Source organism: Sphingosinicella ginsenosidimutans, from assembly GCF_007995055.1.
GTDB lineage: Bacteria > Pseudomonadota > Alphaproteobacteria > Sphingomonadales > Sphingomonadaceae > Allosphingosinicella > Allosphingosinicella ginsenosidimutans.
In genome coordinates, this window is sequence record NZ_VOQQ01000001.1 from 1,534,215 (window position 1) to 1,548,506 (window position 14,292).

General features: G+C 69.0%; 14 protein-coding genes. 3 read left to right on the top strand and 11 right to left on the bottom strand.

Annotated elements, in window-relative coordinates:
• Positions 1-161: 161 nt before the first annotated feature.
• Positions 162-605 (top strand): MAPEG family protein, encoded by a 444-nt coding sequence (locus FRZ32_RS07645; RefSeq protein ID WP_147042951.1) that lies wholly within the window; start codon positions 162-164, stop codon positions 603-605.
• On the opposite strand, the gene FRZ32_RS07650 is transcribed toward FRZ32_RS07645, so the two are convergent.
• Positions 602-1,264 (bottom strand): MBL fold metallo-hydrolase, encoded by a 663-nt coding sequence (locus tag FRZ32_RS07650; RefSeq protein ID WP_147042952.1) that lies wholly within the window; start codon positions 1,262-1,264, stop codon positions 602-604. The genes FRZ32_RS07645 and FRZ32_RS07650 overlap by 4 nt on opposite strands.
• 65 nt (positions 1,265-1,329) lie before the next feature.
• On the opposite strand from FRZ32_RS07650, the gene FRZ32_RS07655 reads away from it, so the two are divergent.
• Positions 1,330-2,157 (top strand): class I SAM-dependent methyltransferase, encoded by an 828-nt coding sequence (locus FRZ32_RS07655; protein WP_205008249.1) that lies wholly within the window; start codon positions 1,330-1,332, stop codon positions 2,155-2,157.
• Here FRZ32_RS07655 and FRZ32_RS07660 read toward each other — a convergent pair.
• The 3 genes from FRZ32_RS07660 to FRZ32_RS07670 all read right to left on the bottom strand — a co-directional run bounded on the left by FRZ32_RS07660 (position 2,154) and on the right by FRZ32_RS07670 (position 4,681).
• Positions 2,154-2,750 carry a DUF4328 domain-containing protein gene (locus FRZ32_RS07660; RefSeq protein ID WP_147042953.1) on the bottom strand — a complete coding sequence of 199 codons (597 nt, stop codon included), beginning with the start codon at positions 2,748-2,750 and terminating at the stop codon, positions 2,154-2,156. The two genes, FRZ32_RS07655 and FRZ32_RS07660, sit on opposite strands and share 4 nt — an antisense overlap.
• Positions 2,747-3,232: a hypothetical protein gene (locus tag FRZ32_RS07665; protein ID WP_147042954.1), complete on the bottom strand. Its 486-nt coding sequence runs from the start codon at positions 3,230-3,232 to the stop codon at positions 2,747-2,749. Before FRZ32_RS07665 ends, FRZ32_RS07660 begins: the two co-directional genes overlap by 4 nt.
• Before the next feature lie 72 nt (positions 3,233-3,304).
• Positions 3,305-4,681 (bottom strand): L-serine ammonia-lyase, encoded by a 1,377-nt coding sequence (locus FRZ32_RS07670; RefSeq protein ID WP_147042955.1) that lies wholly within the window; start codon positions 4,679-4,681, stop codon positions 3,305-3,307.
• A 42-nt stretch (positions 4,682-4,723) separates the two neighbouring features.
• Here FRZ32_RS07670 and pabB point away from each other — a divergent pair, with 42 nt between their 5' ends.
• Complete coding sequence (gene pabB, locus FRZ32_RS07675; RefSeq protein ID WP_192901882.1) at positions 4,724-6,430, top strand: aminodeoxychorismate synthase component I; 1,707 nt, start codon at positions 4,724-4,726, stop codon at positions 6,428-6,430.
• On the opposite strand, the gene pdeM is transcribed toward pabB, so the two are convergent.
• The 7 genes from pdeM to FRZ32_RS07705 form a co-directional block, all read right to left on the bottom strand.
• Positions 6,427-7,089 carry a ligase-associated DNA damage response endonuclease PdeM gene (gene pdeM / locus FRZ32_RS07680; protein ID WP_147042956.1) on the bottom strand — a complete coding sequence of 221 codons (663 nt, stop codon included), beginning with the start codon at positions 7,087-7,089 and terminating at the stop codon, positions 6,427-6,429. The two genes, pabB and pdeM, sit on opposite strands and share 4 nt — an antisense overlap.
• A gap of 38 nt (positions 7,090-7,127) precedes the next feature.
• Positions 7,128-7,277: a hypothetical protein gene (locus tag FRZ32_RS15240; RefSeq protein WP_158635866.1), complete on the bottom strand. Its 150-nt coding sequence runs from the start codon at positions 7,275-7,277 to the stop codon at positions 7,128-7,130.
• A 174-nt stretch (positions 7,278-7,451) separates the two neighbouring features.
• Entirely contained in the window at positions 7,452-7,931 is a 480-nt protein-coding gene (locus tag FRZ32_RS07685) for an Hsp20 family protein (protein WP_147042957.1), read from the bottom strand.
• Positions 7,932-8,054: 123 nt separating this feature from the next.
• Positions 8,055-10,049: a hybrid sensor histidine kinase/response regulator gene (locus tag FRZ32_RS07690; protein WP_158635867.1), complete on the bottom strand. Its 1,995-nt coding sequence runs from the start codon at positions 10,047-10,049 to the stop codon at positions 8,055-8,057.
• Between the two features lie 190 nt (positions 10,050-10,239).
• Positions 10,240-11,442, bottom strand: coding sequence for a dipeptidase (locus FRZ32_RS07695; RefSeq protein WP_147042959.1), 1,203 nt, complete (start codon positions 11,440-11,442; stop codon positions 10,240-10,242).
• 51 nt (positions 11,443-11,493) lie between these two features.
• The gene (locus FRZ32_RS07700; RefSeq protein ID WP_147042960.1) at positions 11,494-11,712 is read right to left on the bottom strand and encodes a hypothetical protein; all 219 of its coding nucleotides are present in this window, start codon (positions 11,710-11,712) and stop codon (positions 11,494-11,496) included.
• Between the two features lie 8 nt (positions 11,713-11,720).
• A complete protein-coding gene (locus FRZ32_RS07705; protein ID WP_147042961.1) occupies positions 11,721-14,135 on the bottom strand; it encodes a ligase-associated DNA damage response DEXH box helicase in 2,415 nt (804 codons plus the stop codon).
• Positions 14,136-14,292 lie beyond the last annotated feature (157 nt).

Below are 14,292 nucleotides of genomic sequence, written 5' to 3' on the forward strand. Positions count from 1 at the left end.
AAATAGATGTGGCGATCGCGGGCCGCTGGATCAACGGCCCGTGGGGCCGCTGGCCTCGCGGCCTTGCTGCTCTCGCATGAAGGCGCCGCCTATAGCGATTTCACGCGCCGTTGCAAGCGAAGCCCGCGCGTGCCAAGCGCGAACAGGAAGGGACCCTGAAGATGATCCTGCCGATCACGCTCACCATCGCCGGCGCCGCGGCGATCCTCAACCTCTGGCTCTCGCTCCGCGTCGGCCTGCTGAGACACCGGCTCAAGATCAGCATCGGCGACGGCGGCGACGAGCGCGTCGCCCGGCGGATGCGGGCGCACGCGAATTTCGCGGAGAACATGCCGATCATGCTCATCCTGGTCGGTTTCGTCGAACTCGCGACAGGCGGCGGCCTGTGGTTGTGGGGGGCGGGGATCGTGTTCATTTTCGCCCGGATTCTCCACGCCTTCGGCATGGATCGCCAAGGCGCCAATGCCCTGCGCGGCATCGGCATCCTTTTGACGCTCCTGACCCAGCTTGCGCTCGGCATCTGGGCGATCCTGATCGCCTATCAGAGCCCGGCGCTGCACGCGTCCACCCACCCCCGCGGGCAGGAGATTTCGATCGGCCGCTAGGCCCGCGCCAGGACCCGATCGGCGACGAACGGATTGGACTGGCGCTCGCGGCCAAAGCTGCTCATCGGGCCGTGGCCGGGGACGAAGGCGGTGTCGTCGCCAAGCGGCCAGAGCCGACCGGTGATCGCGTCGATCAGGTCCTGGTGATTGCCCATCGGGAAATCGGTGCGGCCGATCGATCCCTGGAACAGCACGTCGCCGACGATGGCGAGCTTCGAGTCCGGATGGTGGAAGACGACGTGGCCCGGCGTGTGGCCCGGGCAGTGATAGACGTCGAAGACGAGCGCGCCGACCGTCACCTGGTCGCCGTTCACCAGCCAGCGATCGGGCTCGAACGGCTTGCCGGTGATTCCGTAACTGCGTCCGTCATCCTCCAGCCGCGCGATCCAGAACCGGTCCGCCTCGTGCGGCCCCTCGATCGGAACGCCAAGCTCGTCGGCCAGGATCTTCGCCGATCCGCAATGGTCGATATGGCCATGGGTGACGAGGATCTTCTCGATCGTGACGCCATGCTGCGCCGCCGCCGCCTTCAGCCGCGGCAGGTCGCCTCCGGGATCCGTGAAGGCGCCACGCATCGTGGCGGTGCACCAGATCAGGCAGCAATTCTGCTGCAACGGAGTCACCGGGATGATGGCGGCCTGGAGGGGCGGGGTCGTCATGCACCGCGACATGGCGCGCCGGCGCCCGGGATACAAGCGCCCGGCGATCATGCTACGCAGGCGCGATGAAGCCCTCGCCGATCCTCGTCGCCTTGTGCCTGCTCGGGGGCTGCGCGATGGCGTTCGAGGGCGGTGGCCTGCTGCCGGCCCGCTTCGCGCCCCCGCCGAGCGTTGCCGAGGACCGGCTCGACGCCCCCTATGTGCCGACGCCCGAGCCCGTGGTCGAAGCGATGCTCGATCTCGCCGGCGTTGGCCCGGACGATTATCTCATCGATCTCGGCTCCGGCGACGGGCGGATTCCCATCGCCGCGGGCCGCCGCGGGGCCCGCGCGCTCGGTGTCGATATCGATCCCGAGCGGATCGCCCAGGCGAATCTTGCCGCCCAATTGGCCGGAGTCGAAGGCCGCGTGTCCTTCCGCCGGCAGGACATGTTCGAAACGTCGATCGCCGATGCGAGCGTGGTCGCGATGTACCTTCTGCCGGATATCAACCTGCGCCTTCGCCCCCGCCTGCTGACCGAGCTCAGGCCGGGGACGCGGGTGGTGACCCACGCCTTCACGATGGGCGATTGGGCGCCCGACCAGCGCCGCGTGATCGGCGAGCGCAACATCTACCTGTGGATCGTGCCCGCCGTGGTCGAGGGGCGCTGGGAACTGACCGAGGGCAACGGACCGCCGGCGACGCTCGTCCTTGAACAGCATTTCCAGACGGTCGGCGGAACGCTGGCCGGCGCGGGCGGCGTCGCCTCGATTCGCGAGGCGCGGCTTCGTGGCTCGGACTTCAGCTTCACCGTCGATACCGCGTCCGGGCCGCGAACCTATCGCGGCATCGTCTCCGACGATTCGATCGTTCCCGAGTCGGGTCGGGCCTGGCGCGCGCGCCGCGTCGGTTAATCGAAGACGCCTTCGATCCGGACGGCCGCCTGGCGCTTCGCGACGCCGGCGATGATCCACGCGAGCGCGAGGGCGGCGCCCATCGACAGCAGGTCCGCTCCCGCAGCGACCGTCTCGCCGACGCGAACGGCCTCGGCATCGGGCTCGGAGGTCAGGCGGAATGCCACGATCTCCGCGACGTTCGACGCGATCCACAAGGTCCACCAGACCGGGAGCATGATCGGCTGCGGGACAAGCTGCCAATCTCTCGGATTGGTGCTCGCCTTCCACAGCTCGCGCATCGCGAGAAAGGGCATGACGAGATTGCCGAGGGGAATGAAAAACCAGCCGACCGCCAGGCCCGGGCTCACCATCATCTCGGTCGCGCCAAGCGCGCGCACGTTCCTCTGCGCGCGGTTGATCCAGGTCAGCACCGATGCCGCGCAGGCAAGGAAGATCACCAGCCGGGCCACAGCAGCGAGGATCACCGACGAGTCGTCGAGAGAGGACTCCCGCTCCAGTCCCAGCGCGACCGAGGCGGCCGCGAACGCCGCCCAGATGCACAACATGATCCGCGCGGCGCGGCCGGACGGGGGCCCGTTCCCCGGACTCACGCTTGCGCCGCGATCGTGGTTCCACCCGGCCGGTAGGCGTTGTCCGCCTCGAACTGGGCCGTCGCCTCTGCGCGGGTCTTGCGCGTCAGGATGTAGCCGACGATCCCGAGGATCATCACGCCGAGCCCGAGAAGGGAGATTCCCCCATAGACGAGGATCGCGACCGCGACGAGGGCGAAGCCCAGGATCGCGAGGATCAGCAGCGCCTTCTCGTTGTTGCGCGGATAGCCGAAGACGCAATTGCCCTGGCTGTCGCGAATGCCGTGCAGGCCGCGATGATCGAAGGCGGTGAAGAGGTAGAATCGCCCGCTCGTGCCGGGGACCAGCGCCGCGCCGACGTCGCCGTCGACGATCGACTTGGCAATCGATTTCTCGCTGCCGTCGGCGAGGCGGAATTTCAGCCGGTCGTAGATGCGGATCTTGCCGACGGCGCGCCGGAGCACCGCCTCCTCGAGCGTGCCGTCGATCGTTGAGACGCCCATGCCGTCCTCCCCCGTTGGAACGACGGCATTGCTCATCGCAAAAGCCGGAGAGTCAAGCCGGCGGCGACGAACTCAACATTCCACCACGTTGACCGCGAGGCCGCCGAGGCTCGTCTCCTTGTAGCGCTCGTTCATGTCGAGCCCGGTCTTGCGCATCGTCTCGATCACCTGGTCGAGGCTGACGCGGTGGGAGCCGTCGCCGATCAGGGCGAGTCGCGAGGCTTCGATCGCCTTGACCGCGCCGACGGCGTTGCGTTCGATGCACGGCACCTGGACAAGCCCGCCGACCGGATCGCAGGTGAGGCCGAGATTGTGCTCCATGCCGATCTCGGCCGCATTCTCGACCTGGCCCGGTGAACCGCCGAGCGCCGCCGTCAGCCCTGCCGCCGCCATCGAGCAGGCGACGCCGACCTCGCCCTGGCAGCCGACCTCGGCGCCGGAGATGGAGGCATTTTCCTTGAACAAGGAGCCGATCGCCGCGGCGGTGAGCAGGAAGGTCCGCACGCCCTCGGCGCAAGCGCGCGGCGTGAACCGCTGGTAATAACGAAGCACCGCGGGAACGATGCCGGCCGCGCCGTTGGTCGGCGCCGTCACGACCTTGCCGCCGGCCGCATTCTCCTCATTGACCGCAAGCGCCCACAAATTGACCCAGTCTATCACGGTGAGCGGGTCCTGGAGCGCGCGCTCGGCCCGATCGAGCAGCGTGCGGTGGAGCGCCGGGGCGCGGCGCTTTACCGCGAGCCCGCCCGGCAGGACGCCGCCCTGGCTCATGCCGCGATCGATGCAGGCGGACATGGCGGCCGCGATCGCGTCCAGCTTCGCGTCGATCTCGGCGTCCGAGAGGGTCGCGCGCTCGTTGATTCGGGCGATGTCCGCGAAATCGAGCCCCTCGCGCGCGGAGATGGCGAGCAGCTCGGCCCCCGAGCTGAAGCGGTAGGGCACGTCCCACGCACCGTCGGGCGGTGCGTTGCGTGCGACCGTCGCCTCGTCGACCACCGCGCCGCCGCCGACCGAATAATAGATGCCCGCCTCGCGCGATCCGTCCGCCAGCTCCGCGGTGAATCGCATGCCGTTGGAATGATGGGGCAGCTTCTCGCGCTGATGAAACAGGAGATCGCGGCTCTCGACGAAGCCGATCTCATGCGTCCCGCCGAGCCTGAGCCTGGCCGACGCGCGGATCCGCTCGACCTTGGCATCGGCGGCGTCGGGATCGATCGACTCCGGCCGCTCACCGGCAAGGCCGAGCAGGATCGCGCGATCGGTGGCATGGCCCTTCCCGGTCAGCGCGAGCGAGCCGTAGAGATCGACCTGGACCCGCTCGGTCGCGGCCAGCAGATTGCGTTCGGCAAGGCCCTCGACAAAGCGGCACGCGGCCGTCATCGGACCCATCGTGTGCGAACTGGACGGACCGACGCCGATCTTGAACAGATCGAAGACGCTGCAAACCAAGACACCTCTCCCGGTGCGGCGGCATGGACCGGCGCGCGGCCGATGACAAGCGTGCCGTTCGTGCTGCTCGACGATGCCCGGCGCGGCGGCCGCGCGCTCTTGTTCAAACAGCCGCGGGAGGTTGTCGAAACGCGCGATTTCGCGGACGTGCGCGCCTGCCTCGCGCGGCTTCGCGGCCGGGAAGCGGCCGGCTTTCTCTCCTACGAGGCGGGCCATGCGCTGGAGGACAGGCTCGCGCCGCTGCGCGCCGCGCCGGCAGCGGGCGATCCGCCGCTGCTGTGGTTCGGCCTGTTCGATCGGGTCGAGGAAATCGACGCGCGCGGCTGGCTGCCCAATCCGGAGGGCGGCTGGTGCGGGCGGGCGCGGCCACTGGTCGATCGCATCGATTACGAAGCCTGGGTGGCGCGCGCGCTCGATCATATCCGCGACGGCGACATCTACCAGGCGAACCTGACCTTCCAGGCCGAGGTCCGCACGGCCGGCCATCCGCTCGCCGTCTATGCGGCGCTCAGGCGGCGCCAGTCGGCCGGCCATGGCGCCGTGGTCTTCACCGGCGCGCACTGGATATTGTCGCTTTCGCCGGAGCTGTTCTTCGCCGTCGAGGGCAGCCGGGTCACGACCCGGCCGATGAAGGGCACGGCGCCGCCCGGGACCGATCCGGAGGCGCTTCGCGACGATCCCAAGCAGCGCGCCGAGAATCTGATGATCGTCGATCTGCTCCGCAACGATCTCTCGCGGGTCGCGCGCACGGGTAGCGTCGCGGTGCCCCGCCTGTTCGAGGTGGAGCCATATCCGACGGTGCTGCAGCTCACCTCGACGGTCACCGCCGATCTCGACGAGGGCAGGGACGCGATCGATCTGCTCCAGGCGATCTTTCCGTGCGGATCGATCACGGGCGCACCAAAAATCCGCGCGATGGAAATCATCCACGATCTCGAAACCGGGCCGCGCGGCGTGTATTGCGGCGCGATCGGGAGGGTTGCGCCAACGGGCGAAGCGGCGTTCAACGTCGCGATCCGGACGCTGACGATGACGCCGGGCGCGAACCGGGCGCGCATCGGTCTTGGCGCCGGCATCGTCATCGACAGCCGTCCGGCCGATGAATGGCGGGAATGTTTGGGCAAAGGGGATTTCTTGGAAGACCGCAGGCCATTCGATCTGATCGAGACGATGCGGTTCGATCCGCATGAGGGCCTCGCCGAGATCGATCGCCACCTGGCCCGGATGAAGGCGAGCGCGGAGGCGCTCGATTTCGCTTTCGACCGGCACGAGGCGCGCAACGAGCTTCAGGCGGCGACCTTTCGCGCCGGGCCGAGCAAGGTGCGCCTGCGCCTGTCGCGAAGCGGCGCGATGGCGGTCGAGGTTCGCCCGCTCGGCCCGCCGCCTGATGGGCCGGTCGCGGTCCGGCTGGCCGCGCGGTCGCTGAGGGCCGACGACTTCCGCCTCGCCCACAAGACCAGCGACCGTTCCTTCTACGACGATGCGCGAGCCGCATCGGGCGCGTTCGAGTTGCTGTTCACCGACGCCGAGGGCTTCCTGACGGAAGGCAGCTTCACCAACCTCTTCGTGGCGAAAGGGGACAAGCTCGCGACGCCGCCGTTGTCGCGCGGTCTCCTGCCGGGCCTGCTGCGCGCCCGCCTGATCGACGAAGGCGAGGCGGCGGAGGCGGATCTGCGGGCCGAGGATCTCGCCGGCGGATTTTGGATCGGAAATTCGGTGCGCGGCCTGATCCGCGCCCGGCTCGTCTAGGCTGCGAGAGGGAAGCGGAGCAGCCGGCCGGCGATCGGCACCAGCGCTTCTCCCGGCCCGCCGAGGGCGCGGCCGATCTCGGGATGCCGTGCGTCGAGCCCGCCGGTCAACGCGCCGAAGGCAGGCAGGATCAGCTTGCGGCCGGTGGCGACGAAGCAGCGCCGCGATACGAGCCGGCCGCGCCGCGCGACGCGCAGCTTCGGGTGGAAATGGCCGGAAAGTTCGGGCCTGGTCTCGCGCGGGTCGGCCTCGTGGCGCAGGACCAGGCCGTCGACCACCGCCTCTTCCATCAGCCGCCCGCCGCACGGATCGGCGACGACCGGGTCGTGGTTGCCGGTGATCCAGGTCCAGGCGGTGCGCGACGTGAGCCCGAGCAGCAGGGCGCGGGCCTCATCGGAAAGGCGCTCGCAGCCGTCCCGGTCGTGGAAGCTGTCGCCAAGGCACCAGATTTCGCGCGCGTCGGTGACCGCCGCGAGCGCGGAAAGATCGTGCAGCGTCGCCAGCGAATCATAAGGCGGCAGCATCTGGCCGCCGGCGGCGAACCAGCTCGCCTTTTCGAGATGGAGATCGGCGACGAGCAGCGCCCGGCGCGCCGGCCAGTGAAGCGCGCCCTGCGGCAGGGCCGTCAATTGATGTCCACAGAACGAAAAGGGAACCATAAGCCCGCTATAGCGCGGGCGGCGACGGGTTCAATCGCTCAACGCGCGGCGTGCGACGAAGCGACGGGCGACGGAGCCGCAGCCGGCGCGGCCTCGGCCTGGTGGGTCACCAGGAACAGGAGACCGCCGAAGACAAAGCCCTGGCCGACAAGCGCGAACGGGTTCTGCATTTTCTTCCACAGCTTCATGGCAGGTCTCTTGTCTTGTCTTCCTTGTCGAGACCGGCGCCGCCGGGAACGAGGCCCGTGGCGCCGGTTCGGGCGTGATGCCCCGCCGGCGATGGATCGCGCCTGAATCGCGCATTCATCGCCGGGCAAGGCGTCCGGCGCCGCGACGGGCGGCGCCGGGTTCTTCAATCGCGGTCAGGCGGCCTTCGCCTCCTCGCGCGTCTTTTCCACCGGCACGGAGGCCAGCTCCTGAGTCTGGCCGCCAATCGCGATCTTGCGAGGCTTCATCGCCTCGGGCACCTCGCGCACGAGATCGATGGCGAGCAGCCCGTCGGCAAGGTCGGCGCCGGTCACGCGCACGAAATCGGCGAGCTCGAAGCGCCGCTCGAACGCGCGGGTGGCGATGCCGACGTGCAGGAAATTGCCGTCACGGTTGCGGCTCTCCGCCTTGCGGCCGGCGATGACCAGCATGTTCTGCTGCGCGGTGATCTCGAGTTCGTCGGGCTTGAAGCCGGCGACCGCGAGCGTGATCCGGTAGCTGTCGTCGCCAAGCTTCTCGATATCGAAGGGCGGGAAGTTGTCCTGCTCGGCGCGGTTCGCATTTTCGAGGAAGTCGAACAGCCGGTCGAAGCCGACGGTCGCGCGACGATAGGGGGATAGATCAAAGCCTCTCATCATGTCCTCCATTGAGCAACATCTTGCGGGGCCGCCATGGCCTCGCGGCGCACAGGCCGAAGACGAAAGGTCCTTCAGCGCAACTGATCTAGGAAAAGCCTGCGGGGCTTCAAGACCCGGCGGTCAGCCGCGCGCGGCGCCGATCAGCGTGCCGACGAGGGCCGCGAGATCGGCGACGCCGAACGGCTTGCGAAGCACGGGGACATCGGGGCCGAGCGCAGCTTCGAGCTGCCCCGTCTCCGCATAGCCCGTGACGAACGCCATCGGCAGGCCGCGCCGGCGCTGGCGAAGCTCGCGGGCGAGCTCGGCACCATTCATGCCCGGCATGGTGAAGTCGATCAGGGCAAGCTCGGGATCGGCCTTGTCGAGCCGCGCGAGAGCCTCCGCGCCATCGGCGCAGGCGGCGACCTCATGCCCGAAGCCCTTCAGCGTCTCGGCGACAAAGGTCCGCACGTCGGCATCGTCGTCGACCACCAGGATCCGCGCCCTCGGCGGCGCGGGGCGCGCCGGCCCACGCCCGCCGGCCACGTCCTCGGCCGCGCCCTCGGCCGGAGGCGCCGCATCGGGGAGCAGGATATGCACGCGCGTGCCCTCACCCTCCGCGCTTTCGATCCGCACCGTCCCGCCGGACTGGCGGGCGATGCCATAGACCTGGGCGAGACCCAGCCCGGTGCCCTTGCCGAACGGCTTGGTCGAAAAGAACGGCTCGGTCGCTCGCGCCAGGATGTCCGGCGCCATGCCCATGCCGGTGTCGGCGACGGTGATTCGCACATAATCGCCCTCGGCGAGATCGGGGGCCCCGGCATGGGGCTCGCGGGCGGTGGAGATCGTGAGGGTGCCGCCGTCCGGCATGGCATCGCGCGCGTTGATCGCAAGGTTCAGGATCGCGTTTTCGAGCTGGTTTTCGTCGCAAAGCGCATAGACGCCCGGCGCCCCCATCTCGGTCATGATCCGGATGCCGCTCCCGATCGTGTGGCTCAGAATGTCCGAAAGATTGGCGATCACCTGCTCGACCGGAACCGGCGCCATGCGAAGCCGCTGGATCCTGGAAAAGGCGAGGAGCTGCGTGGCGAGCTTGGCGCCGCGGCGGCTCGATTCGAGCGCGGCATCGGCGAGCCGCTTGAGCCGAGGCTCGCTGACCGCGCCGGCGATGAGCTCGAGGCCGCCGATCACCGGCGTCAGCAGATTGTTGAAATCATGCGCGATCCCGCCGGTGAGACGGCCGACCGCTTCCATCTTCTGGGCCTGCCGCAGCGCCTCTTCGGCCCGCTCGCGCTCGGCGACTTCGGCGCGCAGTCGTTCGAGCGCGGCGGAAAGATCGGCGGTGCGCCCTTCCACGCGCCGCTCGAGCATTTCGTTGACCTCGCGCAGCGCCTCGTTGCCGAGCTTCCATTCGGTGATATCGTGGGCGACGCCGATGAAGCCGATATGCTCGCCATGTGCGCCCCAGCGCGGCTGCGAGATCGAGCGCAGCCAGCGCCATTCGCCATCGCCACGCCGGAACCGCGCCTCCAGCGTGAACGGCTGGAGCGAACTTTCGCCGGCCAGCGATTCGGCGCGGATCCGTTCCGCATCGTCCGGATGGATGATGTGGCGCCAGTCGAAATCGACCGCTTCCTCATAGGTGATGCCGAGGAACTCGACATAGGCGCGGTTGACGAAGCCGCGCTTGCGATCGAGCTTCGTCACCCAGATCGGCACCGGCGCCGAATCGGCGATCAGGCGGAACCGCTCCTCACTCTCGCGCAGCCGCCCCTCGGCGTCCGCGTTGCGGCTGATCGATACGACCGTACCGAACAGGCCGACGATCCGGCCGTCCTCACCGAGGACCGGATTGTAGGAATAAGTGAGCCAGATCGTCTCGCCTTCGCCGTGGCGGGTCAGGTGGCGCGGCTCGGCTTCGAAATAGAGTGTCTCGCCGGCCATCGCGCGCTCGGCATTCGGTTTGATCCGGTCCCACGCATCCGCCCAGACCTCGCGCGCTGGACGGCCGAGCGCCGGATTGCGATCGCCGAGCAGGTCGCCATAGGCGTCGTTGAACACCATCAGCAGATCGGGGCCCCAGGCGAGGAACATCGGAAGCGTCGAGCCGAGCACCATCGATGCGGCGGTTTTCAACGATTGCGGCCAGGATTCGGGCGGCCCTAGCGGGGTCGATGCCCAGTCATGGCTCCGGGCGGCGGCTGCGGCAGGCGCGCCCGGGAAAATGGCTGGGCCCGCGCGATCGGGCCGGGACGCGATACGATCCATGTTGGAAACGCAACTCCTGACCGGGCCAAACTAGCCCCGCGCGCGCCTTGTGGAAAGATCAGCCGCCCGTTGCCGCCGCCTGGGCCTGGCCCAGCACCCGCAGCAGGTTGCCGCCCATGATCTTGGCGATGTCGGCATCGGGGATGCCGGCGCGGCGCAGCGCGGCGGTGACGCGGGGCAGCGCCGTGACATCGCGCATTCCGATCACGCCGCCGCCGCCGTCCCAGTCGCAGCCCATGCCGACATGGTCCGCACCCATCACCTCGATCGCGTGGAGCATCGCGCGCATGTAGGTGTCGAAATCGGCCTCGTGCTGCGGCGCGCGCGCGTCGAGCGCGGCTTCATCGGAGAGCAGGCGCTGGCGCTCGTCCTCGCTGAGCGTCGCCCAGCGGCGATGCCGGTCCTCGATCGCGGCACGCTCGGGCGAATGATCCATCGGCGCCAGATAGACGCTGTTGATGAACATCACTCCGCCCGCCGCGGCGAGCCGGCGCATCCGCGCATCGTCGAGATTGCGGGGATGATCGAAGATCGCGCGCGGGCTGGAATGCGACAGGATGATCGGCGCGCGTGAAAGCTGGAGCACCTGATCGAACACGTCGTCCGACGAGTGGCTGAGATCGATCAGGATGCCGAGCCGGTTCATCTCGGCCACCCATTGCCGGCCGAGCGGCGACAGGCCGTGCCAGCGCGGCGAATCGGTGGCGCTGTCGGCCAGCTGGTTGTTCCTGAAATGGACCGGCGATGCCAGCCGCAGGCCGAGCCGATGGAAGGTCGCGAGCAGCGAAAGATCCTCGCCCAGCGGCCAGCCATTCTCCATGCTCATGAAGCCGAAGCGCTTGCCCTCGCGCACCAGCCGCCGGGCATCGTCCGGCGTCAGCGCAAGCCCGATCCGGTCGCGATTCTCGGCCAGGACGCGGCGGATCGCCGTCGCGCGGACAAGCGCGGCATCGCGCGCCTCGCGATAGCCTTCCGGCGTGAGCGCGCCCTGCGGCGTGTAGATGGCGAAGAAGCCGCCATCCATGCCGCCCTCCTCCATGCGGGGCAGATCGATCTGGCTGCGATCCCATTCCCAGCGGTGGCGCGCGCCGAAATCCCAGCTTCCGTCATCCCAGCGCTCGGGAATGTCGAGATGGGTGTCGAGGACGGTGAGGCTTTCATGGAAGGCGCGGTCGGCCGGGGACACGTCGTCGCGTGGCTGCTGCGCCGAGGCCGGCAGCGCGAGGAGGAGCGGCAGGAGGGCGAAGCCGAGAAGGCGCATGGCGGAAGCTCCCTGTTGAGCGCGCCACCAAAGCGGCGCGCCAGCCGGGGGTCAACCCGCGTCGTCGCGCCCCACGAAGGCCTCCAGCCCGCGGCGAAGCGCTTCGGCCGATTGGCTGCGCGCGAGATTTTCCGCCTCGGCCCGAAGATCGCCGATGCTGCCGAGATCGGTGCCGCAATCGTTGCAGGTGAGCCGCGCGTCGGCGCCGTCGCCAAGGCTGTAATTGGCGCTGCCGCACAGGTCGCAATGGATTTCGAGGCTGATGTCCATTGCGGCTCCTATTCCACCCGCATCGCTTCGGCGGCAAGCGCCTCCGCCTCCACGAGCAATTCGTCCTCGGCCGCGCCCGCGGCGATCATCTCGCGCCCGATCATGATCAGGACGGGAACCGCCATCGGCGTGATCCGGTCCAGATCGACATGCCGCATCGTGCCCTGCGCGCGATCGAGCAGGGAGGCAAGGCGGGCGACATCGGTGAGCCGGGTCTTGGCGTCCTCCCAGGCGGCGCGGAGGAGCAGGTGATCGGGCTCGTAACGGCGCAGGACATCGTAGATGAGATCGGTCGAGAAAGTGACCTGCCGCGCCGACTTGCGCTGGCCCAGGTGGGCGCGCTCGACGAGGCCGCCGATCACCGCGACATCGTGGAAGGCGCGCTTCAGCAGGTTCGAGCCCTGCACCCACTGGACGAACTCGTCCTCCAGCAGGTCCGGGCTGAACAGGCTGGCGGGATCGGCGATCGGCTCCAGCCCATAGCAGGCGAGCGCATAATCGTTGGCGACGAAGCCCAATGGCTTCAGCCCCTGCGCCTCCATCCGCCGGGTGATCAGCATGCCAAGCGACTGGTGCGCGTTCCAGCCTTCGAAGCTGTAGGCGACCATGTAGTGGCGCTGCTCGTGCGGGAAGGTCTCGACCAGCAGCTGACCCGGCTCGGGCAGGATCGAGCGCTGCGCCTGCATCTCCAGCCATTCGCGCACATCGTCGGGGAAGCGCGTCCATTCGCGTGGATTTGCGAGGAATTTGCGGACGCGGTCGGCGAGGCGCGTGGTCATGGCGAGGCGGGTGCCGACATAAGTGGGGATTCGCGCGGGCCGGGTGGTGGCGCGCACCGTGATCTCGGTTCCCTGCATCCGCTCGACCTCGAGGCTGAGGCCGGCGAAGAAGAAGGTGTCGCCGACGCTGAGCGTCGAGGCGAAATAATCCTCGACCGTGCCGAGCCTGCGGCCGTTGCGGAAGCGCACGTCGAGCACCGGCGCATCGACGATGATCCCGGCATTCTGGCGGTGCTGGCGGATGAAGCGGGGATGGCTGACGCGCCACAGGCCGTCCGGGCCGCGGGCCAGCCGCTTGAACCGATCATAGGCGCGAAGCGCGTAGCCGCCGCTTTCGATATAGGCGAGGACGCGCGCGAAGGTCTCGGCGGTGAGGCCCGCATAAGGCGCGGCGCCGCGCACCTCTTCGAGCAGCGCCTCCTCGCGAAACGGGCCGGCGCAGGCGCAGGCCATGACATGCTGGGCAAGGACGTCGAGCGCACCGGGGCGGAAGGATTCGGCGTCGAGCTCGCCTTCCCCGATCGCGTCGAGCGCCGCGCGCGCCTCCAGATATTCGAAGCGGTTGCCGGGAACGAGGATCGCCTCCGAAGGCTCGTCCATCCGGTGATTGGCGCGGCCGATGCGCTGGATGAGCCGCGAGGCGCCCTTGGGCGCGCCCATCTGGATGACGAGATCGACATCGCCCCAATCGACGCCGAGATCGAGGCTGGCGGTGCAGACGAGCGCGCGCAGCCGGCCCGCCGCCATCGCCGATTCGACCTTGCGTCGCGCCTCGACCGCGAGGCTGCCATGGTGGATGCCGATCGGGAGCGCCTGTTCGTTCGCCGACCACAATTCCTGGAAGATGAGCTCGGCGAGTCCGCGCGTGTTGCAGAAGACGAGCGTCGTGCGGTGCGCCTCGATCTGCTTCATCACCTGGGCGGCGGCCCATTTGCCGCTATGGCCGGACCAGGGGACGCGGGCGTCCTCGGGAAGCATGATGCGGATGTCCGGCTCGGCGCCGGGGTCGCCCTCGACGATCTCGACGCTCTCGGCGTCGCCATGCGCCGCAAGCCAGCCTTGATAGGCTTCGGGATCGGCGACCGTCGCGGAAAGGCCGACCCGGCGCAGCTTCGGCGCGATCCGCTGGAGCCTGGACAAGGCGAGGGACAGCAGGTCGCCGCGCTTCGTCGAGGCGAAGGCGTGGATTTCGTCGATGACGACGGTGCTCAGCCCTTCGAACAGCCGCGGCGCGTCCTCGTGGCTCAGGAGCAGGCTGAGCGATTCGGGCGTGGTCAGCAGCATCTGCGGCGGCCGCGCGCGCTGGCGCGCCTTGCGCTCGGCCGGCGTGTCGCCGGTGCGCGTCTCGACCCGGATCGGCAGGCCCATCTCGCCGATCGGATCGATGAGGTTGCGCTGGACGTCGACCGCCAGCGCCTTCAGCGGCGAGACGTAGAGCGTGTGGAGGCCGTCGACGGGCTTCTCGATCAGCTCGATCAGGCTCGGCAGGAACCCCGCCATCGTCTTGCCGGCGCCGGTGGGCGCGATGAGCAGCGCGCTGCGCCCCGCCCGCGCGGCGGCGAGCATTTCCAGCTGATGCCGGCGTGGGCTCCAGCCCTTCGCCGCAAACCAGGAGGAGAGAATCGAGGGGAGCTCTTTCGTCATGGCCCCTCCCTTTCGAGGGAGGGGTTGGGGCGGGCGCGCGCGTCCGCGCGCCCATAAGACTCCGGCGCCTCTGAAGCGAACCGGCGGCATCGAGCCGCCGCTCCGCTCACCCACCCCCAGCCCCTCGCTCGAAAGGGAGGGGAGGATTCGGGGGACT

What these genes read in the sequence shown, in the direction of transcription:
- FRZ32_RS07645 (WP_147042951.1), top strand. Translation starts at nt 162, where the DNA reads ATGATCCTGCCGATCACGCTCACCATCGCCGGCGCCGCGGCGATCCTC.
- FRZ32_RS07650 (WP_147042952.1), bottom strand. Translation starts at nt 1,264, where the DNA reads ATGACGACCCCGCCCCTCCAGGCCGCCATCATCCCGGTGACTCCGTTG.
- FRZ32_RS07655 (WP_205008249.1), top strand. Translation starts at nt 1,330, where the DNA reads ATGAAGCCCTCGCCGATCCTCGTCGCCTTGTGCCTGCTCGGGGGCTGC.
- FRZ32_RS07665 (WP_147042954.1), bottom strand. Translation starts at nt 3,232, where the DNA reads ATGGGCGTCTCAACGATCGACGGCACGCTCGAGGAGGCGGTGCTCCGG.
- pabB (WP_192901882.1), top strand. Translation starts at nt 4,724, where the DNA reads ATGACAAGCGTGCCGTTCGTGCTGCTCGACGATGCCCGGCGCGGCGGC.
- pdeM (WP_147042956.1), bottom strand. Translation starts at nt 7,089, where the DNA reads ATGGTTCCCTTTTCGTTCTGTGGACATCAATTGACGGCCCTGCCGCAG.
- FRZ32_RS15240 (WP_158635866.1), bottom strand. Translation starts at nt 7,277, where the DNA reads ATGAAGCTGTGGAAGAAAATGCAGAACCCGTTCGCGCTTGTCGGCCAG.
- FRZ32_RS07685 (WP_147042957.1), bottom strand. Translation starts at nt 7,931, where the DNA reads ATGAGAGGCTTTGATCTATCCCCCTATCGTCGCGCGACCGTCGGCTTC.
- FRZ32_RS07695 (WP_147042959.1), bottom strand. Translation starts at nt 11,442, where the DNA reads ATGCGCCTTCTCGGCTTCGCCCTCCTGCCGCTCCTCCTCGCGCTGCCG.
- FRZ32_RS07700 (WP_147042960.1), bottom strand. Translation starts at nt 11,712, where the DNA reads ATGGACATCAGCCTCGAAATCCATTGCGACCTGTGCGGCAGCGCCAAT.
- FRZ32_RS07705 (WP_147042961.1), bottom strand. Translation starts at nt 14,135, where the DNA reads ATGACGAAAGAGCTCCCCTCGATTCTCTCCTCCTGGTTTGCGGCGAAG.